Source organism: Novosphingobium sp. SG720, from assembly GCF_012275365.1.
GTDB classification, from domain to species: Bacteria; Pseudomonadota; Alphaproteobacteria; order Sphingomonadales; family Sphingomonadaceae; genus Novosphingobium; species Novosphingobium rhizosphaerae.
Genome location: NZ_JAAZQN010000006.1, coordinates 100,704 through 125,723 on the forward strand (window position 1 = coordinate 100,704; position 25,020 = coordinate 125,723).

23 protein-coding genes are annotated in these 25,020 nt (G+C 66.1%); 11 read left to right on the plus strand and 12 right to left on the minus strand.

Annotated elements, in window-relative coordinates; translation table 11 throughout:
• Positions 1-247: 247 nt before the first annotated feature.
• The 3 genes from FHW94_RS18870 to FHW94_RS18880 form a co-directional block, all read right to left on the minus strand.
• Positions 248-1,624 (minus strand): malonyl-CoA decarboxylase, encoded by a 1,377-nt coding sequence (locus tag FHW94_RS18870; protein WP_168557389.1) that lies wholly within the window; start codon positions 1,622-1,624, stop codon positions 248-250.
• Between the two features lie 108 nt (positions 1,625-1,732).
• Entirely contained in the window at positions 1,733-2,923 is a 1,191-nt protein-coding gene (gene bktB, locus FHW94_RS18875; protein ID WP_168557390.1) for a beta-ketothiolase BktB, read from the minus strand.
• Positions 2,924-2,944: 21 nt separating this feature from the next.
• Positions 2,945-3,352 (minus strand): nuclear transport factor 2 family protein, encoded by a 408-nt coding sequence (locus FHW94_RS18880; RefSeq protein ID WP_168557391.1) that lies wholly within the window; start codon positions 3,350-3,352, stop codon positions 2,945-2,947.
• Between the two features lie 143 nt (positions 3,353-3,495).
• Between FHW94_RS18880 and FHW94_RS18885 the strand changes: the two genes are divergently transcribed.
• Both FHW94_RS18885 and FHW94_RS18890 read left to right on the plus strand, forming a co-directional pair.
• Complete coding sequence (locus FHW94_RS18885; RefSeq protein WP_168557392.1) at positions 3,496-4,530, plus strand: NADP-dependent oxidoreductase; 1,035 nt, start codon at positions 3,496-3,498, stop codon at positions 4,528-4,530.
• A gap of 11 nt (positions 4,531-4,541) precedes the next feature.
• Positions 4,542-4,919: a Rieske (2Fe-2S) protein gene (locus FHW94_RS18890; protein WP_168557393.1), complete on the plus strand. Its 378-nt coding sequence runs from the start codon at positions 4,542-4,544 to the stop codon at positions 4,917-4,919.
• A 184-nt stretch (positions 4,920-5,103) separates the two neighbouring features.
• On the opposite strand, the gene FHW94_RS18895 is transcribed toward FHW94_RS18890, so the two are convergent.
• Positions 5,104-6,111, minus strand: coding sequence for an alpha/beta hydrolase (locus FHW94_RS18895; protein WP_168557394.1), 1,008 nt, complete (start codon positions 6,109-6,111; stop codon positions 5,104-5,106).
• A gap of 4 nt (positions 6,112-6,115) precedes the next feature.
• Entirely contained in the window at positions 6,116-7,582 is a 1,467-nt protein-coding gene (locus FHW94_RS18900) for a GH1 family beta-glucosidase (RefSeq protein WP_168557395.1), read from the minus strand.
• A gap of 323 nt (positions 7,583-7,905) precedes the next feature.
• Between FHW94_RS18900 and FHW94_RS18905 the strand changes: the two genes are divergently transcribed.
• Together FHW94_RS18905 and FHW94_RS18910 are read left to right on the plus strand one after the other, a co-directional pair.
• Positions 7,906-8,334, plus strand: coding sequence for a nuclear transport factor 2 family protein (locus FHW94_RS18905; protein WP_168557396.1), 429 nt, complete (start codon positions 7,906-7,908; stop codon positions 8,332-8,334).
• Positions 8,334-9,125, plus strand: a complete 792-nt coding sequence (locus tag FHW94_RS18910; protein ID WP_168557397.1) for a ThuA domain-containing protein — start codon at positions 8,334-8,336, stop codon at positions 9,123-9,125. Before FHW94_RS18905 ends, FHW94_RS18910 begins: the two co-directional genes overlap by 1 nt.
• A gap of 25 nt (positions 9,126-9,150) precedes the next feature.
• Here the strand turns inward: FHW94_RS18910 and FHW94_RS18915 are convergent, their stop codons facing one another.
• Entirely contained in the window at positions 9,151-9,930 is a 780-nt protein-coding gene (locus tag FHW94_RS18915) for an SDR family oxidoreductase (protein WP_168557398.1), read from the minus strand.
• Positions 9,931-9,965: 35 nt separating this feature from the next.
• On the minus strand, positions 9,966-12,272 hold the full coding sequence (locus FHW94_RS18920; protein ID WP_246866268.1) for a TonB-dependent receptor: 2,307 nt from the start codon (positions 12,270-12,272) through the stop codon (positions 9,966-9,968).
• A 198-nt stretch (positions 12,273-12,470) separates the two neighbouring features.
• Between FHW94_RS18920 and FHW94_RS18925 the strand changes: the two genes are divergently transcribed.
• A complete protein-coding gene (locus tag FHW94_RS18925) occupies positions 12,471-13,502 on the plus strand; it encodes an NADP-dependent oxidoreductase (protein WP_168557399.1) in 1,032 nt (343 codons plus the stop codon).
• A 55-nt stretch (positions 13,503-13,557) separates the two neighbouring features.
• Here FHW94_RS18925 and FHW94_RS18930 read toward each other — a convergent pair whose 3' ends face one another.
• A complete protein-coding gene (locus FHW94_RS18930) occupies positions 13,558-14,319 on the minus strand; it encodes an SDR family oxidoreductase (protein ID WP_168557400.1) in 762 nt (253 codons plus the stop codon).
• 151 nt (positions 14,320-14,470) lie between these two features.
• Here FHW94_RS18930 and FHW94_RS18935 point away from each other — a divergent pair, with 151 nt between their 5' ends.
• Together FHW94_RS18935 and FHW94_RS18940 are read left to right on the plus strand one after the other, a co-directional pair.
• Positions 14,471-15,268, plus strand: a complete 798-nt coding sequence (locus FHW94_RS18935; RefSeq protein ID WP_168557401.1) for an SDR family oxidoreductase — start codon at positions 14,471-14,473, stop codon at positions 15,266-15,268.
• 155 nt (positions 15,269-15,423) lie between these two features.
• The gene (locus FHW94_RS18940) at positions 15,424-16,554 is read left to right on the plus strand and encodes an AI-2E family transporter (RefSeq protein WP_168557402.1); all 1,131 of its coding nucleotides are present in this window, start codon (positions 15,424-15,426) and stop codon (positions 16,552-16,554) included.
• Here the strand turns inward: FHW94_RS18940 and FHW94_RS18945 are convergent.
• Positions 16,520-18,199 carry an AMP-binding protein gene (locus FHW94_RS18945; RefSeq protein WP_246866269.1) on the minus strand — a complete coding sequence of 560 codons (1,680 nt, stop codon included), beginning with the start codon at positions 18,197-18,199 and terminating at the stop codon, positions 16,520-16,522. The two genes, FHW94_RS18940 and FHW94_RS18945, sit on opposite strands and share 35 nt — an antisense overlap.
• A 164-nt stretch (positions 18,200-18,363) precedes the next feature.
• Between FHW94_RS18945 and FHW94_RS18950 the strand changes: the two genes are divergently transcribed.
• The 4 genes from FHW94_RS18950 (at position 18,364) to FHW94_RS23090 (ending at position 22,487) form a co-directional block, all read left to right on the plus strand.
• On the plus strand, positions 18,364-19,557 hold the full coding sequence (locus tag FHW94_RS18950) for an SRPBCC family protein (protein WP_168557403.1): 1,194 nt from the start codon (positions 18,364-18,366) through the stop codon (positions 19,555-19,557).
• Positions 19,558-19,571: 14 nt separating this feature from the next.
• Positions 19,572-20,909 (plus strand): aromatic ring-hydroxylating dioxygenase subunit alpha, encoded by a 1,338-nt coding sequence (locus FHW94_RS18955; protein ID WP_168557404.1) that lies wholly within the window; start codon positions 19,572-19,574, stop codon positions 20,907-20,909.
• Positions 20,906-21,346 (plus strand): nuclear transport factor 2 family protein, encoded by a 441-nt coding sequence (locus FHW94_RS18960; protein WP_168557405.1) that lies wholly within the window; start codon positions 20,906-20,908, stop codon positions 21,344-21,346. Before FHW94_RS18955 ends, FHW94_RS18960 begins: the two co-directional genes overlap by 4 nt.
• Positions 21,347-21,551: 205 nt before the next feature.
• A complete protein-coding gene (locus tag FHW94_RS23090; protein WP_210425757.1) occupies positions 21,552-22,487 on the plus strand; it encodes a hypothetical protein in 936 nt (311 codons plus the stop codon).
• Positions 22,488-22,529: 42 nt separating this feature from the next.
• Here the strand turns inward: FHW94_RS23090 and FHW94_RS18970 are convergent, their stop codons facing one another.
• Genes FHW94_RS18970 through FHW94_RS18980 form a run of 3 tightly spaced genes read right to left on the minus strand, consistent with a single transcriptional unit; the run spans position 22,530 to position 24,901 of the window.
• On the minus strand, positions 22,530-23,306 hold the full coding sequence (locus FHW94_RS18970; protein WP_168557406.1) for an SDR family oxidoreductase: 777 nt from the start codon (positions 23,304-23,306) through the stop codon (positions 22,530-22,532).
• A gap of 11 nt (positions 23,307-23,317) precedes the next feature.
• Positions 23,318-24,118, minus strand: a complete 801-nt coding sequence (locus FHW94_RS18975; RefSeq protein ID WP_168557407.1) for an SDR family oxidoreductase — start codon at positions 24,116-24,118, stop codon at positions 23,318-23,320.
• A gap of 3 nt (positions 24,119-24,121) precedes the next feature.
• Entirely contained in the window at positions 24,122-24,901 is a 780-nt protein-coding gene (locus FHW94_RS18980) for an SDR family NAD(P)-dependent oxidoreductase (protein ID WP_349237559.1), read from the minus strand.
• Positions 24,902-25,020 lie beyond the last annotated feature (119 nt).

Consider the following 25,020-nt stretch of genomic DNA (forward strand, 5'->3'; position numbering starts at 1 on the left):
CAATGCCTCCTTTCCAATTAGAAGTAAAATAGATAGGATTTATTCAAACCCATCCATGGAAAGGATGGTTTCTGGGCAAAACCCATGAATCCGCGGCGCAGTTGAGACCCTTGCGCGGCAGCCGGAACGGCGCGTACCTGCTTGGAAACAGTATTTTACGTCCGCGAAACCGAATGCGCCTCTTACCCAGAGCAGCGGCACGTGCCGGACCGCGCATGCCCGCCGGGCAAAGGCCGTTGCGATCCGGTCAGGCAGATTGATCGACCAATCTAGCCCGGGAGTCGCGCTTGCCCGTGCCGCGGCGTTGCCGATCCGCCAAAAGGGCATGCAGCGGGCCGCTGGCGTTGACCACGCGGTGCCGTGCATAGGCATTGTGATTGGCTTCGACGCTGGCGAGGTCATAGAGGTAATTGACCATCAGCCCGTGGGACTGCGCCATGCCGCGCGGGCCGGGATCGGCCAGCCAGCACAGCCGCTCCACCCGCGCACCATTGCCCACATGGAAACGCGCGACGGGATCGCGCAGGCGGCCCTTGGCATCGCGTTCGGCCAGCAGATAGCGTGCGGCCAGGCGCAACAGCGCTTGCCGGCGCGGATCGTCCTCGCGCCACGATGGATCGGGCAAGCCCTGCGCCAGCGCGTCGACGGCCGCAGCGTCGCCCCGCTCGCCTGCGCTGTTGAGCCAGCGTGCAAAACCGGGGATGGGCGAGAGCGTGACATAGGTGGCAAGGTTCGGGAATTCGGTACCCAGGTCTTCGACCACCTGCTTGATCAGGAACTGGCCAAAGCTGATGCCGGCCAGCCCCGCCTGGCAGTTGGAGATCGAATAGAACACCGCCACGCGCGCCGCCTGGGGATCGAGCACCGCGCGGTCTTGGGCCAGGAGTGCGGGGATCGAATCCGGCACATCCGCGCACAGCGCGACTTCCACGAAGATCAAAGGCTCATCGCCCAGCGCGGGATGGAAGAAGCCATAGCACCGGCGATCGGGCGGCAGCAGGCGGGCACGCAGATCGTCCCACGTGGCGATGGAATGCACCGCTTCATAGCGGATGATCCGCTCCAGCAGATCGGCGGGGCTGCTCCAGTCGATCCGGCGCAACACCAGGAAGCCCCGGTTGAACCACGACCGCAAGAGATGCACCATGTCATCCTCCAGCGCCGCCAACGCCGGATCGTGGGGCAGCAGCCGCAAGAGATCGGCCCGCATCGCCACCAGGCTTGCCGTGCCCGCACTCGCCTGGTTCAACCGCCGCAAGACTTCCTGGCGCGGCGCCTCCGCGGCGTGGGTTACGGCCGACAGGCGGGCCGGCGTGGGATCGGCATCATAAGCCGCCAGCGCCGCGCGGATCGCGCCGGGATCGGGGGCAAACCGCGTGCCGAGCGCGCGCAGGAAATCATGCCGCCCCGCCTCGTCGAGTTCGGCATAGGCGTCGAGGATTTCGGCCGCCAGATGCACGCCCGAAGACTGGCTGCGCTCTTCCAGCAAGGCGGCCGCGCGATCGATCAGGGGCGCATCGGCCAGCGCAGGCGCCGGCGCAACGGCTTGGCGGCCCGAACGCCGCCAGCGCTGGAACAGGCTTTCCAGAATGTCGCGGGCAAGGCCCGATCGCTCGAACGGCATGGCGCACGCATCTCCCAAGGGCCAGAATCAGGCCGATGGATATACGATACATCATAATCGACCGATCTGGCATACACGAAACGCGATAATCACGCCTATTGCATGTAATCAGGCCGCCTCGATCACCATTGCGATTCCTTGCCCGCCGCCGATGCACATCGTGACCAGCGCCAGACGGCCGCCGGTGCGGCGCAATTCGTGCGCCGCCTTGACCACCAGGATCGCGCCGGTCGCGCCAACCGGGTGTCCCAGGGCAATGCCGCTGCCATTGGGATTGACGCGCTCCGGATCGAAACCCAGCGTGCGCGCCACGGCCAGCGCCTGCGCGGCAAAGGCCTCGTTCGCCTCGATCACGTCGATATCGGCCAGAGTCAGCCCGGCTCGCGCCAGCGCGATCGGCACGGCCTTGACCGGGCCAATGCCCATGAAGGCCGGGTCCACCCCGGCATGGCCCCAACTGACGATGCGCGCCAGCGGCGCCAGGCCCCGCGCCTCCACCACCTCGCGCCGGGCCAGGACCATCGCCGCAGCGCCATCGTTGATGCCGCTGGCGTTCGCGGCCGTAACCGTGCCGCCCTTGCGGAAAACCGGCTTCATCGCAGCCAGCCCTTCGGCCGTGGTTCCGGCACGCGGGTGCTCGTCGGTGTCGAACAGCGTGGTGCCCTTGCGCGTAACCAACTCGATCGGCACGATCTGCTCGGCAAAGCGCCCCTCGGCAATGGCGCGCAGCGCGCGGGCGTGGCCTTGCACGGTCAGGGCATCCTGGTCTTCGCGCGAGATGCCATAACGCTCGGCCACGTTTTCGGCGGTGATCCCCATATGGCAACCGTCGAGCGGGTCGGACAGTGTCTCCACCAATGCATCGACCAGCGTCCCATCACCCATCTTGCGGCCCCAGCGCTGGCCATGATCGTGATAGGGCGTGCTCGACATGCTTTCCGCGCCGCCCGCCAGGGTGATATCGGCTTCACCCAACTTCATCATCTGCGCCGAAGAGATGATCGCCTGCAGGCCCGAGCCGCACAGCCGATTGACGGTGAGCGCCGGCACGCCCACCGGAATACCGGCCTTGAGCGCGGCCGCGCGGGCGAGATAGGCGTCCTTCCCGCTCGATGGAATGACCTGGCCCATCACCACATGGCCCACATCTTCCGGGGCCAGGCCGGCACGGCGCACCGCTTCGGCCAGGACCCGCGCCCCCAGGTCTGCCGCAGCAATGGCTTTGAGGGCACCGCCGAAATCGCCGATGGCGGTGCGCACCGCGCCCAGGATCATGATGTCGTCAGGCTGCTCGGTCATGGTCTTCAACGTCCTTGGATGTCAGGCCAGCGCAGCGCGCTTGGCGGCGGTGGCGGCCAGCACGGGCGCCGGATCGAAATAATAGGGCGTGATCGCGCAGCATTTGCCCTCGCGAAACCGGAACACTTCACACAGTTGCGCCGGGGCCAGCGCCGGATCGGCAAAGCGCAACGACAGGATCGTCACGGCATGGTCGGCACCGGCGGTGGTTTCCACCCGGTCCATCGCCACCACGTCCATCAGGCCCATGACTTTCTCGAACAGTTCGCGCAGCGCGTGGCGCCCGTGATAGGCACCCGCCATGGGCAGGCCAGGCGCTTCCACCACCACGAAATCATCGGTCAGCCGCGCGGCGGCCGCGTCCCACTGGCCGGTGCCCGTCAGGCCATAGAGTTCATCGACGAAGGCGATCATCTGGGCAGGCGTCATGGCGCGCGTTCCTCTCCCGGTTTGGTGTTGCGCCATCATCGCCCCACCCCGGCCATGCGCCACCTAGCGAAAAAGCTAGAGCGCCTTGGGGCGGCAAGGCCCTATCAAGAACCATAGCCAGAACGAACAACGACGGAAGACGGATGCCCGAAACCCTGCCAGAACTGCCGGCCACGGTGCGCCACATCGTGCTGCGCCGCCGCCCCGCCGGCGTGCCCACGTCCGATTGCTTCGACCTTGTCGAAACGGCAATGCCGGTGCCGGGCGATGGGCAGATGCTGGTGCGCATGCGGGTAGGCTCGGTCGATCCGGCAATCCGCGGCTTCCTTGATGATCGCCCGTCCTACCTGCCGCCCGTGGCGCTGGGCGCGCCGATCACCGGCATGGCGCTGGGCGAAGTGGTGGCCTCGCGCCATGGCGATTGGCCGGTGGGCACGCTGTTGCGCGTGCTGGGCACATGGTCCGATCACTTTGTCATCGGGCCCGATGCGCTGGGGCTGGAGCGCGTCTCGCCACAGCCGGGCGTGCCGCTGCGCGCCTATATGGGCGCGCTCGGGCCGGTGGGGCTGACAGCCTGGGTCGGCCTGGTGGCCGTGGGGCTGGCCCAGGCCGGGCAGACCGTGCTCGTCAGCGCGGCCGCCGGGGCCACGGGCAGCACCGTGGTGCAACTGGCCCGCGCGCTGGGCTGCCGCGTGGTCGGCCTGGCCGGTGGCCCGGAAAAGGCCGCGCTGGTGCGTCATATCGGCGCAGAGGCGGCGATCGACCATCGCTGCACGCCAGAGGCACTCGGCCAGGCGCTCGACGCCGCGGCGCCACAGGGGTTCGACGTCTATTTCGACAACGTAGGCGGCCCGCTGCTCGATGCCGTGCTGCCGCGCATGCGCGAAGGCGGGCGCATCGCGCTGTGCGGCATGATCGCGCAATACAACGATGCCGATCATCCCCACGGTGTCACCCAGTTGTGGCAACTGGTGGTCAAGCGGCTGACGATGCGCGGCTTTCTCACTTACGACCATGCCGACCGGCTGGCGCAGGCGCAGGCCACGCTTGATGAACTGCATCGCAGCGGACAGCTTGTGCCGCTGGAAAACGTACACCATGGTTTCGAAAGCCTGCCGGGCGCCTTCATCGCGCTGATGCAGGGGCAGACCATCGGCAAGACGCTCGTGGAAGTATAAGCGGAACAGGTATGACGGAGCAGGATCGCGTGGAAGACCAGGTGTGGCATCAAGTCGCCACGGAAGACGCCATTGCCGAAGGCCAGGCCACCGTGCACGCCGTCAACGGCTGGCAAGTGCTGCTCACCCGCTTCGAGGATGACATCGTCGCCGTCAACGACCGCTGCACCCACGCCGCCGCGCGCCTTTCCACGGGGCGCATCCGGCGCGGCGCATTGATGTGCCCGCTGCACGGCGCCCGCTTCGACCTGGCCGATGGCCGCTGCATCGGCGGCGCCTACCCCACCCTGCGCCGCTTCCCCGTGCGCGTGGCCAATGGCGTGGTGGAAGTTGCGGTGCCTGCCACGCCGCCGGGCATGGACGAAACGCCGGTGGAATTGCCGGGCTGAGGCAAGTTTGGGTTCAGGCCGGGCCGGCTTGTGGAGGCCTTTTGCGCAAGCGTTGCGGGAATGCCCTTCGACAGGCTCAGGGCGAACGGAGCTTGAGTAAAATCCCTCTGAATTCCGTTCGGCTGAGCTTGTCGAAGCCCGCTTGCGCAACGGCGCTGCAAACGGGGCCAGGAAGCCAGACACCTCAGCCCTTGAACACCCCGTGCCGCACACCAAAGGCATGGAACAGGTCAGGCCAGGCGTGAGCCGGCACCGTCTGGGGCAAGCGTGCGCCAAAGCCGTGGCCGCCCTGGTCGAAGCCGTGGAATTCGCAAGGGCGCGCCTTGGCCAGCAGGGCCTGATACATTGCCAGGCTGTTCTGGATCGGCACCAGGCCATCGTCGGATGCAGCGGTCAGGAACGTGGGCGGCGTGCCCTCGCTCACCAGCCGCTCCACCGAAGCCGCCTGCGTTGCAGCAGGGCTGGCGCCCTCGCCCAGCAGATTGTCGCGCGATCCGGCGTGGACGAAGGCCTCGCTCAGCGTGATCACCGGATAGATCAGCCCGGCCAGATCGGGCCGTGCCGATTGCGTATCGGCCGCATCCACCGGGGCATAGGTCTTTTCGGCAAAGCGCGTGATTGCGCTGCCCGCCAGATGCCCGCCGGCGGAAAAGCCCAGCACGGCCAGGCGCGCCGGATCGACGCCGAATTCGCCCGCGCGATGGCGCACCAGGCGCACCGCGCGCTGCATGTCCTGCAAGGGCACCAGTCCGCGATTGGCCCAGCCTTCGCCGGGCAGGCGATAGTAAAGGATGAAGCAGGTCACGCCGCGCTGGGTCAGCCAGCGGGCCTGCTCCTCGCCCTCGTTGTCGATGGAAAGAAAGCCATAGCCGCCACCCGGCACCAGGATCACCGCAGAGCCATCCTGGAACGCGGGGCGCCGCACTTCCAGCGTGGGCGCGGCCACGCCATAGAGCCAGCGATCATCGAAATCGGCGCTCTGGCTGCGCTGCTCGATCCGCCGCTTGGGCAGCACGCGCGGCGCGCCGGGAATAGCGCCGGGCCCCATTCCTGGCCAGAGCGGGAGCGACGGCCCGCTGTAATGGATCGCGGTGGGGCCGGCGCTGGCCTTCTGCGTAGCGGCGGCGGCCGCCACGCCCAGCGCGGCCATGCCGCCCAGCAAGGCGCGGCGCGAAGGCTGCAGATCGCTCATCGCATCACACCAGGCGATTGGTGGCGATGAGCTGGCGATACCAGTCCGCGCTCATCTTGGGCGTGCGCTTCTGCGTGGCGAAATCGACGTGGTGGATACCGAACAGCTTGGTGTAGCCATCCTCCCACTCGAAATTGTCCATCAGGCTCCACAGGAAATAGCCCTTCACCGGCAGCCCCTCGCGCGCCGCGCGTTGCAGGTGCGTCAGGTAATTGCGCAAGTACATCACGCGGTCTGCATCATAGACCTTGCCGTCCGCCGCCACCGGATCATCGGCCGAGCAGCCGTTTTCCGAAACATAGAGCGCCTTGGGCTGCCACAACTCGTGGATCGTGCGCAGGCCCCAATACATGACTTCAGGCGTGACATAGAGCCAGGGCGAAGCCATGCGCGGCGATTGCGGCAGGTGGGGCAGGATTTCATAGCCGCCGGGCTTGGTCGCATCGGCGCGCACGGTGTTGCCGGTATAGATATTGACCGACACGAAATCGAGCGGGCTGCCGATCGCGGCCATGTCACCGGCCTGCACCTTGGGCGCATCCTTGCCCTGGGCCGCCAGGTAGCTGTCGATATAGCGGCCTTCCATGATCGCGGTGAGGAACATGGCGTTTTCCTCGCGCACCGCACGCTTGACCGCGTCGATATGCTCGGCCGTTTCGATCGCGGGCACAAAGATCGTGGCGTTGTCGGCCAGGCCCACTTGCGTCCCCGGCTTGGCATGGGCGCGGATCGCTTGCACGCCCAGGCCATGGGCCAATACGCCGTGGTGGCGCACCTGATTGACTTCGCCCATCGGCAGCTTGAGGCCGGGCGCCTTGCCCCCGGTCATATAGCTCAGATCGGTAAAGCAGCGCAGTTCATTGACCGTCATGAAATGCTTCACCCGGTCGCTCAGCTTGCCGGCCATGAACCCGGCATAGTCGGCAAAGGCCAGCGCCGTATCGCGGTTCTGCCAGCCGCCGGGCAGCGCGGCGGGCAAGTCCCAGTGGAACAGGGTGACATGCGGGGTGATCCCGGCCGCCAGCAGCCCGTCGACCAGGCGGTTGTAGTAATCCAGCCCCTTGGCATTGGGCTTGCCCTTCCCGTCGGGGAAAATGCGCGACCAGGCCACGGAGAAGCGATAGGCCTTTACGCCCAGCGCCTTGAGCAGGGCAATATCCTCGGGATAACGGTGATAGCTGTCGCAGGCCACGTCACCGGTCGCGCCTTGCGCCACTTTGCCCGGCGTATGGGCAAACACGTCCCAATTGGTCGCCCCGCGCCCGTCTTCGCGGGCGCCGCCTTCGATCTGATAGGCCGCCGTGGCGCAGCCCCACACGAAATCGGCGGGAAATGCACCGGCGCCCCCACCAACGCCGGTCCCGCCTGCAGGCGCAGCTTGCGCCAGCACCGGCGGCACGCCGCCAACAGTTGCGCCAAGGGCGGCAACGCCCAGCCCACGGCCCAGATCGCGACGGCTGATTCTGCTCATGCTATCCTCTTCCTCAAGGTAAGCCGGGGCGCGGCGTCGGCGCCGTTCCAAATCCCCGTGTCATCGGCAATGGTTACGCTATCATTGCCGTGCATGACAATGCCCGAGTTTTACGCAAAGGTATGCTCTGGGCTGGGTCGGTCTTGGGGAACATGCCCTCCCCCAAGCCCTCCCGCACGCGGAAGGGGAGTGGTTTCCTTGAAATCCGTTCGGGCTGAGCTTGTCGAAGCCCCCCGCCAGGCACCGCCTGTGCAATGCGCTAGGCGCCCGCCTGCCCGCAGCGGGCTATGCTGGCCGGCAAAGCCATAACGGGAGAGACCTGCATGCCCTTTACCGGCCCCGCCGAAGATCGCCTGGCGCTGCGCGAGCTGCTCGAAACTTATGCCGATGCGGTCACGCGCTGCGATGCGCAGGCCTGGGGCGAAACCTGGGCGCAAGACGCGCAGTGGTCGCTTCCCGATTATCCCGAGATCGGCACCACCCATGGCCGCGATGCCATCGTGGCGATGTGGACCCAGGCGATGCAGCACTATCCCGGCATCATGTTCGAAGCCTGGCCCGGCAGCATCGTGGTGGAGGGGGACCGGGCCACGATGCGGTCTTACACCGCCGAAGTCTATGACTGGCCCGATGGCGTGCACCGCGATCGCGGGCAATATGACGACGAATGCGTCAGGATCGACGGCCGCTGGTATTTCCGCGCGCGCACGTTCCGCAACATCCACCGGCAGATCGCACCCAAGGGCCTCTGATGCCGATCATCCGGCACCATGCGGCACTGCTCGCACTGGTTGCGGTGCGCGGCCATCCGTTCGATCGCACCGGCTTCGATGCCCTGTTCCAGGCGATGGACGGCGTTTCGGCCACGATGGTGGACCAGCCCGCCGCCGCGCTGCTGATGAACCCGCAAGGGATGCGCGATTTCGACGTGCTGGTGCTCTATGACATGCCCGGCCTGGATTTCGAGGCAGCAGAACCGCCCGCCTTCGTCGAACCCACGCCGGAACTGCAGGCCGGCTTTCGCGCGCTGCTGCAACAGGGCAAGGGCGTGGTGGCGCTGCATCATGCGCTGGCGGCCTGGCCCACCTGGACCGACTATCATGAATGGCTGGGCGGCCAGTTTCTCTATCGCCCGGCCCTGGTGCGCGGCGCGCCTGTGTCCGACAGCGGCTATCGCCACGACGTGGCCTATACCGCCACCACGCAACCCCACCCGGTTACCCAGGGCGTGCCGCCGCAATTCGCGTTGCAGGACGAACTCTATCTGGCACAAGTCTTTGCCGACGATGTGGTGCCGCTACTGACCAGCGACGCACCGTTCACGCGCGACCATTTCTGGTCGGCAGACCTGGCCGTGCGTGGGCACATGTTTGCCAACCATGGCTGGGACCATCCGCCCGTTCCGCCGCTGATCGGCTGGGCGAAACAGGCGCTGGCCAGCCGGCTCGTCTATCTCCAGCCCGGTGACGGCCCCGGCGCCTGGGACAATGCCGCCTATCGCACGCTGGTGCACAATGCGATGCGCTGGGTGGCAGGGCATTGAAACCCCGCCACCCAGGCCCAAACACTCAGCGCGCGGTCATCCCGCCATCGACCACGAATTCGGCGCCGGTGATGTAGCGCGCTTCGTCAGACGCCAGGAACAGGTTCATGTTGGCGATGTCTTCGGGGGCGCCCATATATCCCATCGGCACCATGGCCATCACCGCATCGTAATTGGCGGCATTGTCTTCAAGCGCCACGCCCTGGATGTTCGTGGCGATCATGCCGGGGTGTACGGTGTTGCAGCGGATGCCATCGGTCGCGCCTTCCAGCGCCACGACCTTGGAAAACAGCCGTACCCCGCCCTTGCTGGCGGCATAAGCCGCGCAGCCCGGCACGCCGATCAGCCCGGCGACGGACGAGATGTTGATGATCGATCCACCCCGCGCGCGGCCATCGGCGCCCGGGCGGCGCATCATCACGAAAGCGCGCTGCGTGCCCTGGAACACGCTGTTGAGATTGACGTCGTTCTGCTTCAACCAGTCGGCCGTGGTCACTTTGTCAAATTCGCCCAGCACGGCGATCCCGGCGTTGTTGACCACCACGTCGAGCACGCCTTCAGCGTCATCGATCGCGGCGATCACCCGGTCCCAATCGGCTTCCGACGTCACATCGTGGGCCAGCGCGGTGGCCACGCCGCCCGCATCGCGGATCGACTGCGCCACCTTTTCCGCGCCGGGCAGGTCGCGATCGGTGAGATAGATCCGCGCCCCTTCCTGGGCAAAGCGGATCGCGGTGGCACTGCCCAAGCCAGGCACCGATGCCCCACCGGTAATGAGGGCGACTTTGCCTTCCAAGCGCTTCATACTGCTTCCTTTCTCATGCAAACCGCCCCCGGTCCTTAAAACTTTATGCCGATGGTGCCGCCATAAGTCCGCGGCTCCAGCGCCATGCCGAACGACCACAGCCCGGCCACGGTGAACGCGTGCGTGGTGGTGCGGATGTCGGCCAGATTGCGCCCGAACACGCGGAAATAGGCATCGGCCTTGTTGAGCTTGAAATTCACCGTCAGGCTGGCATCGACCAGGTCCTGCGTCACGGTGCGCACGCGCGGATCGTTGCCGCTCACGATCTGGCCGGTGGTGCCCAGCGCCGTGGTGCCAGCCGCGCTCGATGCGATCGAGATCTGCTCGTCATAGGGGCTGATGTGCCGCCACGAGAGCGAGGTCACCACGCTGCCGAAATCGGTGGGCAAGGTGTAATCCCCGCTGAGCGAGCCGGAGAACGTGGGCGCATAGATCAGGCGGTTGGCGGTATAGTCGAACGGCGTGATCGTGGTGCCGACCAGGCCACCCACCACGAAGCGGCGGAAGTGCGACTGCATCAGCGCCGCCGAAGCCGTGATCTTGAAAGCAGAGCTGACGCGCAGCGACCCGTCGAACTCGATACCCTTGATCAGCGCGCCGCCCGGCACGTTGCTGGTGATCGTCTGGTTGCCGGTGGAGCAGGTGCACGGGATCGTCGTGTTCTGCTGCATGTTCTTGTAATCGGAGATATAGCCGGCCAGGTTGATGTTCAGGCGGTGATCGAACAAGTCGAGCTTGGCGCCCACTTCATAGGAATCGAGCGTTTCGGGCTGGAACGGCTTGGTGGCATAGTTGGCATCGCCCGCGCGCGGGCTGAACCCGCCCGAACGATAGCCGCGCGACCAGCTGGCATAGAGCATCGTCTCGGCATTGGGGCGGAAGTCGATGCCCGCCTTGGGCGTGAATTTCGAGAAGTTGGCCGCGCCGGGCGGGAACGGCGCGCCCAGGAAGCCATTGGCGAGATACTTGTAATCGTGCGACCAGCGCCCGCCGAACGAGATGCGCACCTTGTCGACCACCGCCCAGTTGAAATCGGCAAAGGCGGCATAGCTTTCCGACTTGGCGTTTTCGATCTGCGGCGCGGCATCGAACGTGCAGGGCGGGGTATTGGGCGAGAAGCCGAACACGCGCGAACACTGCTTGAAATCGTACTTGCTGTTGAAATAGAACCCGCCGACGACATAGTCGAAGCCCTGGAACAGATTGCCGGCCGCGCGCAGTTCCTGGCTCCATTGCGTGTAATTCTGTATGCGTTCCACGTAATAGAGATCGGTGGACGATCCGTCGAAATCCTGGGTCTGCCGCTCAGCACTATGGCGCCAGCCGGTGATCGAGGTGAGCTTCACGCCGCCCAGCGAATAGTTCATTTCCAGCGTGGCATCGGGCGCGTGATAGGTGCTCGTCGCGCTCTGGCCGAAGGTGGTGTAGAGGTCGGTGGTGGTGTTGCGGTTGCATTCCTGCGCCGGTTCGAACGCGCAGAACACTTCGCCGGTCTTGGCCAGGTTGCTCACCGCCGGGGCGAAAGACTGGATCACGTTTTCCAGGGTGAATTGCGCCGTGAAATCAGACCCGGCCGGCTTGAACAGCACGGTGCCGCCAAAGCTGTCACCCTTCGATCCGCCATCGGGGCGGTTGAACGTGGCATTGTGATAGAACCCGTCGGTCTGATTGTGGAAATACCACAGCTTCAGGCCCATGGTCTCGCCATTGCCGAAGTTGGCAATCGCCTTGCCCGACCAGGTATTCCACCGGCCATAGGTAAATTCTGCCTTCACGCCGGCGGTCATCGTCGGCTTGCTGCGCGTGATGTTGACCACCCCGCCGATCGTGTTGGCGCCGAACAGCGTGCCTTGCGGGCCGCGCAGCACTTCGATCTGGGCGATGTCGAACGCGTCCTGCAACTGGCCGGTGTTGGTGCCGATGGTCACGCCATCCACCACCACGCCCACGGTGGGCGTCTGGCTCTTTTCGATATCGGCATAAGTCAGGCCGCGGATCGAAAGGTTGGCCGCCTGGGCGCCCGAATTCTGCTGGGTGATGAGCAGGCCCGGCGCCGCGCCCTGCAAATCGCCGATGTTCACCGCAGCCTTGTTTTCCAGCATCGCGGCATTCACCGCGGTGATCGCCACCGGCGTGGTCTGCAGCGATTCCGCGCGGCGGCGGGCGGTGACGATGATCGCGTTGGTATCCTGCGACACCTCCGTGCCGGCCTGCGGCGGTTCAGGCTGCGGCGCGGTCTGTGGATTTGGTGCCTCTTCGGCCAAGGCCAGCCCCGGCATCAGCGGCAAGCTGATTCCGGCCAGAAGCACGCACGCAACACGGTTGCCAAAGCAGCCTTTCATCCTCTCACTCCCCCTAGGATCTTTTTTGGCGAAGGGTTCTTGCCCTTTGATGGTGTGAACCTAGTCGGGTGTGGCCACGCCAACCTACTGCAACAAATCATAGGTGCGTGGTGGCACGATTGGGCCAAGCATTCCGGCCTGTTCGCCCGGCCGGCGCGCAATGCTGGCCAGGGCCCCGCAAGGACTTGGGAGAGACGGATGAACGCTTTGGAAAACCGCCGCTTTATCTTGGCACGCCGCCCCCATGGCACCCCCGCGCGCGACGATTTTCGCCTGGAAAAAACGCCCGTCCCCAGCGCTCCGGAAGGGGGCATGGTGGTGCGCAATCGCTTCGTCTCGCTCGATCCGGCGCAGCGCGGATGGATGGACGATGCGCCCAGCTACATGCCGCCCATCCCCCTGGGCGATGCCGTGCGCGCCACGACCGTTGGCGTGGTGCACGAGTCGCGCAATCCCGATTTCGCTGCGGGCGACTGGGTTCTGGGTCTCAATGCCATCGAAGACTACTCGGTCGTCACCCCGGGCGGCTTTACCAGCAAGATCGACGTGTCGATCGTCGATAGTCCGTCGCGCTATCTTTCCGCCGTGGGTGCCGTGGGGCTGACGGCCTATTTCGGCCTTACCGACGCCGCCGCGCCGCGCAGCGGAGAAACCCTGCTGGTCACCGGCGCGGCCGGTGCGGTGGGTTCGATGGTCGGGCAGATCGGCAAGATCCTGGGCCTGCGCGTGATCGGCATTGCCGGCGGCGCGGAAAAATGCCGCCGCCTGGTGGAAGACTATGGGTTCGACGTGGCGATCGACTACAAAAGCGCGTCCGGCGCCAAGAGCGTGGACGCATTGTCGGCCGAAATCGCCGCAGCAGCCCCCCAGGGCGTGGATATCCTGTTCGAGAATGTCGGCGGTGACGTCATGGACGCGGTTCTGCTGAACCTGGCGCTACACGCGCGCGTGGTGCTGTGCGGGCTGATCAGCGAATACAATGCGCCTGAAAAGATCGGCATCCGCAACTTGTGGCAGGTGATCGTCAAGCAGGCAACGATCAAGGGCTTCCTCATCGCCGGCTACGTGCCGCGCTTTGCAGAAGGTGGCGCCGTGGTGGCGCAATGGACCGGCGAAGACCGCCTGCGCGTGGACGAGGATATCCAGCACGGCCTGGACAACGCCTATGACGCGTTCATGCGCCTGTTTTCCGGCGCCAACACCGGCAAGCTGGTGCTGGCGGTGGATTAAAGTCAGCTGCTTGGGCCCTTCGACGGGCCCAAGCAACACCCCGCTGCCAGCACCCTCAGAATTGCACGCGCTTGGTGTATCCGCCGTCGATCACCACGTTGGTCCCGGTGGTGAACGAAGACGCCGGGCTGGCCAGGAACACCACGCTGCGCGCCACTTCCTCGGGCCCGCCCCAGCGGCCCAGCGCGAACTGCGCCTGCGTGCTGGCATAAAGCTCGGGCATGAGCCCCTCGATCGCTTCCCAATTGCCGCCGGGAAAGCGGATCGGCCCGGGCGACACGCAGTTGACGCGGATGCCCTTGGGGCCCAGCGACTGGCTCAATTGCCCGGCGTGCACCAGCAGCGCGCCTTTGAGCGCATTGTATCCCTGGGGCACGATGAAGGTTTCCACGCCCGCCGTGCTGGCTGTCACGACCACGCTGCCCTCGCCCGATGCGGCCAGCGCGTCTTCCAGCACTTCCACCCCGATCACCAGGCCCATGATGTCGTAATCCAGGCTTTTCTGCCAATCGCCGGTGGCGCCGGCACCACTGGTGGAAATCATCGGCACGAAGATGTCGCAGCCCCCCAGCGCGTCGCGCGCGTCGGCCAGCCAGGCGCGATAGGCATCGTGCCCGCTTTCCATGTCGAACGGGGTGCCCACCACTTTGCCGCTATGTCGAGCAAGTGCAGCGGCGGTTTCGGCCACCTGGTCGGCATTGCGCGAGCAGAAGGCGACATCGGCGCCTTCGGCGGCGAACAGTTCCACCGTGGCGCGGCCGATCCCACGGCTGCCGCCGGTGAGGATCACCTTTTTCCCCTTGAGTCCCAGATCCATGTTCTCGTTCCTTCCACGCGCGAACCGCGCCATGATGCTTGGCTGCAGACTGGCCCATCGCGCGGCGCGCGCTCCACTGCCCTTTTGGAGAGGAATGGCGCGCGACGGCCTGTGATAGCAAGCGGCAACAAACGCCAGGCGGGAGAGCACGATGGGCAGGTTGAACGGCAAGCGCGCCGTGGTTCTGGGCGCGAGCAGCGCAGGCAACATGGGCCAGCATATCGCCCGCCGGTTTCTCGACGAAGGGGCCAGCGTGCTCGTGGCCGGGCGCAAGGAAAGCGTGCTGGCGCAATTCGCCACGGACCACGCCTGCCACTGGGCCGCGTGCGACATCACCAGCGAGGAAAGCCTTGCCGCCATGGCCGACGCCGCCGTGGCCGCGATGGGCGGGATCGACATTGCCGTGAATGCCACGGGCTGGGGCCTGCTCAAGCCGTTCCTGGATACGACGCGCGCGGAATTGGACGCGATCACCGCCCTGCAATACGTGGGCCCGTTCCAGTTCTGCCAGGCGATGATCCGCAAGATGGCGCGCAGCCGCGGCGGCGCGGGCGGCAGCCTGATCCAGATCAGCAGCGCCACGGCGACGATCATGCTCAACGACCACGCCGCCTACATGGGCACCAAAGCCGGAACCGATCACGTGGTGCGCTGCGTGGCGCATGAATTCGGCGAGGAAGGCATTCGCGCCAATTCGATCTCGCCGGGCCTGACCGAAACGCCGATGACGGCTGACGCCAAGGGCGTGCCCGGCCTGTTCGACAGTTTCCTCGCCGGTTATCCCCTGGGCCGCATCGGCACCAGCGACGACATCGCCGCCGCCGCCGTGTTCCTGGCCAGCGACGAATGCTTCATGACCGGGGAAAACCTGCAGGTGAACGGCGGCCTCACGCTGCGCCGCAACCCCACGCGCGAAGAAATGGCCGCCGCGATGGCCGGGGCAGTTTAAGGTTTCGCAGCACCTCCAACACCCTCTTCTGAAGAGGAGGGGGCTTTTGCTTGATACTCCCCCTCCTCTTTAGATGAGGGGGTCGGGGGGTGGTGGATGCCCAAACCCACCCACCCGAACTGGCGCCGCGCGTTTGGCTGCGCTAGGCATGGGGGATGCAAGCGCCCCCCCAAGACGATGCCCCCGGAACCTGGACTTCCCAAGGCGGCCAGCAGGCCACCCGCGCACAGCGGCTGACCGGGCTGGTGGCCATCACGCTGCTGGCACTGGCCGGGTTGTGGACCTTGCGCGCGTTTCTGCCCGCGCTGGGCTGGGGCGTGATCCTGGCGCTCTCGCTCTGGCCGCTGCATGCGGCCGCCGCGCAGCGCTGGCCGCGCGGGCAATCGCTGGTGCTGCCGGCCATCTTCACGCTGCTCGTGCTGCTGATCTTCGTCATCCCCCTGGCCATGGTGGCCAGCGCGGTGATCCATGACAGCATGGCCGTCACCCAATGGCTGGCGCAGGCCCATGCCCAGGGCGTGCCCGTGCCCGCTTTCCTGGCACGCCTGCCCTATGGCGATCATCTCGTCGTCTTGTGGCAACAGACCCTGGCCACGCCCGAGGCCATCGACCGCCTTTCGCATCAGGCGCGCGGCCTTCATTTCACCACCGGCGAAAAGATTCTCGGCCTGGTGGCACATCGGGTGCTGTTGATCAGCTTCATGCTGCTGACGTTGTTTTTCCTGCTGCGCGATGGTGCGCGCGTGGCGCATGGCTTGCGCATCGGCACGCGCCGCGCATTTGGCGAGGCGGGCGTGCGCGTGGTCGATCAGGCGGCGATGGCCGTGCGCGGCACGGTCAACGGGTTGATCATCGTCGGCTTTGGCGAAGGCGTGCTGATGGGCGTGGCCTATGGCCTGGCAGGCGTGGTCCATGCCGCGCTGCTCGGTTTGCTGACCGCGCTGCTCTCGGCCATTCCCCTGGGCGCGGTGGCGGCGGTGGTGCTGGCCGCCGCGCTGCTCGGCGCGGCGGGCCAGGCGGCAGCGGCCGTGGCGGTGCTGGCGTTTGGCGGCATCGTGGTGTTCGTGGCCGACCATTTCGTGCGGCCGGTGTTCATCGGCGGCGCCACGCGGCTGCCGTTCCTGTGGGTGCTGCTTGCCATCCTGGGCGGGATCGAGAGCTGGGGCCTGATCGGCCTGGTGATCGGCCCGGCGCTGATCGCCGTGCTGATGCTGTTGTGGCGCGAATGGGTCGGCGCCCACCAAGGGCCGCTCAACCCGGCGGCAGAGCAACCTCTTCCCGAATAACTGCCGCGATCTGCGCGCGCAGCTGGTCCTTGCGGATCTTGCCCGCTGCCGTGCGCGGCAATTGCGCCACCCATTCGAAGCGCTCGGGAATCTTCTGCCGCGCCAGCCCGCTTTGCGCCACGTGCGCGGCCAGGTCTGCCGCCGTGACGTCTGCCCGCGTGACCACGAACGCGCAAACCCCTTCACCCAGGCGATCGTGGGGCATCGCCACCACCGCGCAGTCGGCCACGGCCGGATGCGTCGCCAGCACCTGCTCGATCTCGGTGGCCGAAATGTTCTCCCCGCCGCGAATGATCAGGTCCTTCTTGCGGCCGGTCACCGTGATGGCGCCATCGGCATCGCGCACCCCCAGGTCACCGGTGCGGAAAAAACCTTGCGCATCGATGGCGGCGGCGGTTTGCGCCGGATCGGCATAGCCGATCATCATCGCCGGCCCGCGCGCCAGGATTTCCCCCTCCTGGCCATCGCCCAGATCGTTGCCGGCATCGTCCACGATGCGCACGGTGTAATCGACGATGCGTCCGTCGGTCTGGCTCGCGCGGTCGGGATTGTCCGGCCAGCCAAAGCTGACCAGCGGCACTTCAGAGCTGCCGAACACGCGGAATGGCGCGCACGCGGCAAAGGCATCGCGCGCGCGGGAAATCACGTCGGGCGCCACGGCCGCGCCGCCACAGGCAAAGAAGCGGAAGCCCGGCAGCGTCTCGCCCGCATCGCGGGCCGCCTGGGCCAGTTCCACCAGAAAGGGCGTGGCCGCCACCGTACCCACCACGCCATGCCGCATGATCAACGCCAGCGCATCCTGCGCATGCCAGCTTTCCATCAGCACCGTGCGCGTGCCCACCACCAGCGGCATTTCCAGCCCGTTGGCATAGCCCGAAACATGCGTGACCGGCGATGGCATCAGCATGGCATCCCCGGCCTTGAGCCCCCAGAATGCCGCGCTCTGGCCGATCACCCGGCCCAGCGTGGCATGGCTGTGCAGCACCCCCTTGGGCCGCCCCGTCGTGCCCGAGGTATAGAGCACCATCTTCACGCCCTGCGGATCGACCGGCACCGCTGCGCTGGGCAACGCGCGCCCGGCCTCTACCAAGGCGGCATAGTCGTCTGGCCCCTGCCCCCGCACGGTGAACACGTGGGCCAGCGCGGGCAGGTCGGGCTTCACCCGCGCGGCCATGGCGACATAGTCCACCTTGCGGAACGTGGTCGGCACGAACAGTGCCCGCGCCACGCAATCGCCCAGCATCACGCGCAATTCCGCGTCGCGATAGATCGGCACGATCGGGTTGATCACCAGGCCCGCCAGCGCACAGGCCAGGTTGATCACCGCCGCCTCGCGCCAATTGGGCAGCTGGAACGCCACCACGTCGCCCGGCCGCAAACCCCGCGCGCGCAGGCTCGCCGCCAGGCTTTGCCCGTCGGCCCACAGCGCGGCAAACGTCAGCGCGCCGGCCTCGTCGATCATGCACGGATCATCGGGCCGCTGGGCGGCGAGGTCTGCCGCGCGATCGGCAATCGTGGTGCTGGGCCACAACCCGCCCTGGGCAAATGCCATCTGGTGCGCGGCGGGAACGGGCGGCCAGGGCAATCCCTGCACTTGGCCCCGCACTTGGCCCTGCCGTGGCGTCGATTCGCGGCTGTTACCCATGATCCTCTCTGCGTCGCCCATCCATCGCTTGTGCGCCGCTTCAAGTGCCCCTGTCCACTTGGCCAAAATAAGAGGAACCTGTCACCTGTCCCAGCTTGGCAAGGCGCTCGGCCTGCGGCAGCCTTGGGCCCGCGAAAGAACAATGCAGGCAGGAGAGGCCGCAGATGAGCAACGAACGGGCCGAGCGGCGCCAGCGGATCGGCGACATCGCCGAGATCATGCTGGATTACGTCGAGCACAACAGCACGTACCAGGCCCAGCAGGTGGCGCGCGTGCGCACGGCCAGCTACACCGATCCCGATCAGTGGAAGGCCGAGATGGAACTGGTGTTCCGCCGCCTGCCGCTGATGCTGGCCTTCACCGCCGAACTGCCCGAACCGGGCAACTACAAGGCGATGGACGCGATGGGGCTGCCGGTCCTGATCGTGCGCGACAAGAGCGGTGCGGTGCGGGCGTTCCTCAACGTCTGTTCGCATCGCGGTGCGCCGGTCGCGTCGGAAGGACATGGCAAGTGCGCCCGCTTCACCTGCAAGTATCATGGCTGGACCTATGGCCAGGACGGCAAGCTGCTGGGCATTTCCGAAAGCGCCAATTTCGGCGACGTGGACAAGGCCGGACTCGCCCTGCGCGCCCTCCCTTGCGAAGAACGCGCAGGGATGATTTTCGTGTCGCTCACGCCCAATGCTCCGCTCGATCTGGATGACTATTTCCAAGGCTTCCTCGACGATTTCGACAGCGCAGGCTTTGCCGACTGGACCTATCTCGGCAGCCGCACGATCGAGGGCGCCAACTGGAAGATCGCGTTCGACGGCTATCTCGAAGGTTATCACTTCGCCTCGCTGCACCCCGAAACGATCGAGCCGCGCACGCCATCCAATCGCATGTTCTATGAAGGGTTCGGCCCTTCGATGCGTATCGGCTTTCCGCAACACCGCATTGCCGAAGCGCTCAAGGACGTCCCGCGCGAGGATTGGGGCGATCAGGAAAACAACGGCTTCGATTTCGTGCGCATCCTCTTTCCCAACGTCTCGGCCTTCCTCGCGCCCGAGATCACGCAAGTGGCCCAGCTGTTTCCCGGGCCGACGCCCGATCGCAACCGCACCGTGCTGCACTACTTGCGCCGCGAGCCGATCCGCGACGAGGCCGACCGCGCCGCGGTGGAGCAGATGATCAACTTCTTCCGCGATGTGACCTACCAGGAAGACTATGTCATCGGCCTGGAAATCCAGAAGGGCCTGGAAAGCGGCGCGCACGACAATCTGGTGTTCGGCCGCAACGAGCGCGGCAACCAATACTTCCACGAATGGCTCAACTGGTACCTGCAGGACGATCCCACCCTGCCCAAGCCGGTGATGTAAGGAGCGCGCCCGCGATGACGGTTCAGGAACTCAAGTCCCGCTATTCGCCCGAATTCGACATGCCCGTGCGCGGCGACACGATCACCGCCGATCGCTATATCTCGCGCGAATGGATGGACAAGGAAGCGCAGAACCTGTGGCCCAAGGTGTGGCACCTGGGCGGGATGCTGGCCGAACTGGAAGAGGAAGGCGATTTCATCCGCCACGATTTCGGCAAGGATTCGATCCTGATGATCGCCCAGGCCGATGGCGGGGTGCGCGCGTTCTACAACAGCTGCCCGCATCGCGGAAACCGCCTGGTGCTGGGCGATGCCGGCCATATGCCGCGCATCACCTGCGGCTATCACGGCTGGCAGTTCACCCCCGATGGCGTGCTGGCCAAAGTGCAGGACCCCGATGATTTTGCTGGCGGCAACCCCTGCGGCAAAGTCCACCTCTCGGAACTGCGCTGCGAAACCTGGGGCCCGTTCGTGTTCTGGTGCATGGACGATGATGTGCCGCCGCTGGCGCAATGGATGGCGCCTTTGCAGGAACGCCTGGCCAACTATGGCCTGGAAAACTGGGTGCGCGTGCTCAAGGTTTCGTGCGACGCCGATTTCAACTGGAAGATCATCCGCGACAATTTCAACGAAAGCTATCACCTCCCCACGATCCATCCCGAACTGGCGACCTTCATCAACGATGGCCTGCCCACGACTTTGTTCGAGATGTATCCCAGTGGCCACAACGCGATGTGGATGATCGGCCATCAGGCAACGACCCGCGTCGATTACCACAGCGCCGAAGTGCCTGCCCCACTCGATGACATCGCCCGCGCCTGGGGCATCGATCCGGCCGATTACCATGGCCACACCGGCGACATTCGCGCCGCCGTGATCGCCGCCAAGCGCAAGCTGGGGCCCGAGCGCGGCTATACCATGTACGAGCACATGACCGACCAGCAGCTGGTGGACTATTTCCACTGCACGCTGTTCCCCAACCTCACGCTCACCATGTCGCCCGAACAGATGCAGGTCTTGCGCACCGAACCGCACCCGACCGATCCGGAAAAGTGCGTGTTCCAGCACTGGTGCCTCTATCCCCCGGTCAAGGGCATGAAAGAGGTGGTCACGCCGGTGGGCACCGTGCCTTTCCGCCACGATGCCGTGGCGCGGCACAGCCGCTATGGCGATGGCGTGTCGCTGGGCTTTGTGGCGGATCAGGACCTGTCCATCGGCACCACGCAGCAGCAAGGCCTCAATTCGCGCGGGTTCAAGGGCTGCATCCTGCCGGGCCAGGAAAAGCGCATCCAGCGCTTCCACGAACTGCTCAACGATTATGTGGCCGGCAAGGGACCGGTGCAGGCCGGATGACCTATCCCGCACCGCCCTGCCCGGCAGACGTGCGCCAAGCATTGGCCGATCTGGTCACCGCCTATGCCATGGCAGTGGACGATATCGGCCATGCCGCCGGCGTCGCCGCGCTGTTCACGCCCGATGGCTGCTATGACCTGACCAGCTTGGGGCTGGGCCAGATCACCGGCCGCGCCGCCATCCAGGCCTTCTTCGAGCAGGCCTTTGGCACGATGGCCAGCAACGCCCATTTCCTCGGCAGTGTGGCGCTGGTGGCCTACGATGGCGCCACCGCCAGCCTCACTGCCTATGGCCACGCCTTCAGCCTGGGCACCGACAGCACGCTGCTGGAAGTCAAAGCGCGCTATGCGTTCGACATGGCGCTGGAAGACGGCGCCTGGCGTATCGCCCGCCTGGGCATGGCCATGTTGCTGCCGCCGGTTTCCACGGCAGGATAAGGCCCCTCCACCACGCCTGCGGCAGGGAGGACCTTGGATCCTCCCCATGCAATGGGGAGGTGGCAGGCCGCAGGCCTGACGGAGGGGCCGGCGGCAAAACGCAACCTCGCACCCCCTCAACTCGCCGCAAAGCGCCACAAACCGTCAGCATCCGTTCACGCGGACAGGCATAGCCCATGTCCATCACAGTGAGTGGATCCTTTCGATGCCCCAACCCATTTCCCGCATCGTGCTTGTTACCAGCGCCGCTGCCGTGGCGGCGCTGCCGATCATGGCCAGCAGCGCCACCGCGCAACAGGCCTATCCGCCATCTGGCTATGACCAGAATGCCGGGTATGACCAGAACCAGGGCTATGATCAGGCGCCCCCGCCCGATTACCGCGACCAGCCGCCGCAGGGTTATGATCAAGGTCCGCCGCCCGGCTATAACCAGGCGCCGCCCCAGGGCTATGCCCAGCCCTATCAGCAGGGCGCGCAGACCACGACAACAACCACCACGACCCGGACGGTCGAGGTCCAGAGCTATGACCAGGGCCCGCCGCCGGGCTACGACGGCACGCGGCCTCCGCCCCCGCCGCCCGGCTATCGCCCCGCCGCGATCGATCAGGTCCAGGCCGAACGGGACGCCCGCTATGCCGCCGATGCCGAAGCCTGGGCGCGCGACAACTGCGTCAAGGCGCGTAGCAATGCCACGGCGGGCGCGGTGATCGGCGGCATCTTTGGCGCGCTGGTCGGGAATGGCCTGTCCAGCCGCCACGATGGCGGCTTCGGCACCCTGGCCGGCGCGGCGGTGGGCGCCGTCGGCGGCGCCGCGATCGGCGGCAGCACGGCCAACCAGACCAGTCCGGGGTGCCCGCCGGGCTTCGTCGTGCGATCGGGCGCAGCGCCCTACAGCTATGACACGGTCTATTTTTCCAACTATTACTACGCCGCGCCGGGCTGGTATCGCCCGTGGGTCTACGTCGGCGATCGCTGGACCTATCGCCCTTATCCGTACCACGATTACTATTACCGCGCCTATCGCCCCTATCACCCCAATGGCTGGGGCGATCGCGGCTATTACGGCCGGCCGGGCTATTATGGTCGTCCCGGCCCTTATGGTCGGCCGGGCGGCTATCGCGGTCCGGGCCACCATTTCTGATGCCTATGCGTGCTGCCGGGATGCCGGCAGCACGCATCCGCTTCAGCTCATGCAATAGCCACCATCCATCATGAATTCGCTGCACGTGACGAAGCTGGCCGCGTCAGAGCAGAGGTAGACCACGCCGCCAGCCATTTCCGCCGGCCGGCCCAGGCGGCCGATCGGATGCGCGGCCACCACGCCCTGCATCGAGACTTCGAGCGAAGGCACCGCGCCCAGATCGACATAGCGCTGCATGATCGATTGCAGCATTGGCGTATCGATCCCGCCGGGATGCACGCTGTTGGCGCGAATGTTGTAGCCCAGCGCGGCAAATTCGGCGCCCATGCATTTCGAGAGCATCTTTACGGCCGCCTTGCTGGTGCAATAGGCGCCGTTGAACGGCGCCCCCTTGATCCCGCCCACGCTGGAAAAGTTGACGATCGAGGCCCCGCTTGCGCGCGCCTTGCCGCCCTCCTTCAACAACGGCAGCAGCGTCTGCACACCGATCACCACGCTTTCCACGTTCACCGCATTGATGCGGCGCCACTCGGCCAGGGGCGTTTCCTCGATGCTGGCCACCACGCTGATGCCGGCGACATTGACCAGCGCATCGAGCCGGCCATATTCGCGACCGACCAGATCGGCCACGGCTTGCCAATCGGCCTCGCTGGTCACGTCATGCGCCAAGGCATGGTCGGCCAGCCCTTCCTCGGGTGCACCCACGTCGGTTGCCACCACCGTGGCGCCGGCCGCCTTCATCGCGCGCACCACTTCGCGGCCGATGCCGCCGCGCGCGCCGGTGACCACGGCCACCACGTTATCGAGTTCAAAAGCCATGGCGTTTTTCCCTATTGTGCGGTCCAGCCGCCATCGATCACCAGTTCGGCCCCGGTCATATAGCTGGCGTCCGCGCTCGCCAGGAACGCCGCCGGGCCGGCCAGTTCCTCCGGCTCGGCCAGGCGGCCGTTGGGCGTGGCCCCTTCCATCGCAGCGACCAGGTCTTCGGGTTTCTGCGCAAAGCCCTTGTCCACCCAGCGCTGGAACCCGGCGTTGAGCAGCGGCGTGCGCACAAAGCCGGGATGCAGCGAATTGGCGCGGATCGGCATGCGCTTGTGCGCGAATTCCACCGCGATGCCCTTGGTGAACAGCCGCACCGCGCCCTTGCTGGCGTTGTAGGCCGAAACCTCGGAATAGCCGACCAAGCCCATGATCGAGCTGACGTTGATGATGCTCGCCCCGCCGGCCACGCCAGCGCCCGATTTCGCCAGGAGCGGAACGAGCGCGCGCGTACCCAGGAACACGCCGTCGACATTGACGGCCATGATCTTGCGCCAGGCCTCAAGCGTCAGGCTTTCGACCGCGCCGGTCAGATCGGTGCCGGCGTTGTTGACCAGCACATGGCAGGCGCCCTTGGCATCCATATGCGCGGCAATGGCGGCCCAGTCGTCCTCACTCGTCACATTGGCGCGCAGATAATCCGCGCCGCCACCGATCGCGGCCAGGGCATCGGCCACGGCCGGACTGTCGGCGGCATCGAGATCGGTCACTGTCACGCTTGCCCCTTCACGGGCAAAGCGCGTGGCGATGGCAAGGCCGATCCCGCGCAAGGCTCCCGTCACCAGGGCAATTCTTCCGGCAAGACGTTCCATGGCCTAAACTCCCATCATGCCGGCGGTGGTGGCGCCGTCGATCGTGATCTCCGCGCCGGAAATGAACGCCGCCTCGTCGCTGGCAAGATAGGCCACCAGGCCGGCCACTTCCTCCACCTGGGCCATGCGATTCATCGGCGCCATGCCTTCATAGATCGCACGCACGGCGGCCGGATCTGGCTGGCTTTCCATGATGTGGCGGATAAGGTCGGTTTCCACCACGCCGGGCAGGATCGCGTTGACGCGGATGCGATAGCGTTTCTGCCCGCAATAGACCGCCGCCGATTTGGCCAGGGCCACCACAGCGGCCTTGGTGGTGGAATACGTCACGTAATTGCCCAAGGGGCGCGCCGCGTTCATCGAGGAATTGACGATGATCGATCCGGTCGCCCCTTCGTTGCGGGCCATGGCGCGGATGGCATGCTGCACCGTCAACATCACACCGGTCTGGTTGACCGCCACGACCTTGTGCCAGCCCTCGATGGTCACGTCCTCGATGCTGGCATCGCCCTGCTCGGTGCCGGCATTGGCAAAGGCGATGTCGAGCCGGCCGTGATCGGCCAGGATCCCCTCGATCAGCGCCGGCCACGCCTCGGCGTCCTCCACGCGATGGGTGGCAAAGCGGCCGCCCACTTCGCGCGCCAGCGCCTCGCCCAGTTCGGCGCGCGATCCGGTGAACACCACATGCGCGCCTTCCGCCGCCAGGCGTCGCACCGCGCCTGCGCCGATCCCGCTGGTGCCGCCGGTTACCAGCGCCACCTTTCCTTCCAGCCTTGTGGCCACGGCCATGCTCTCCCGCGTTTCTGCTCTGGCCTGCGATCATGCCGTGATCAGGGCCAGAGCGAAACCTATGCTTTCAGCAAGGTGACTTGCCGCCGCCCCCCGTCCTAGACCATGCTGGC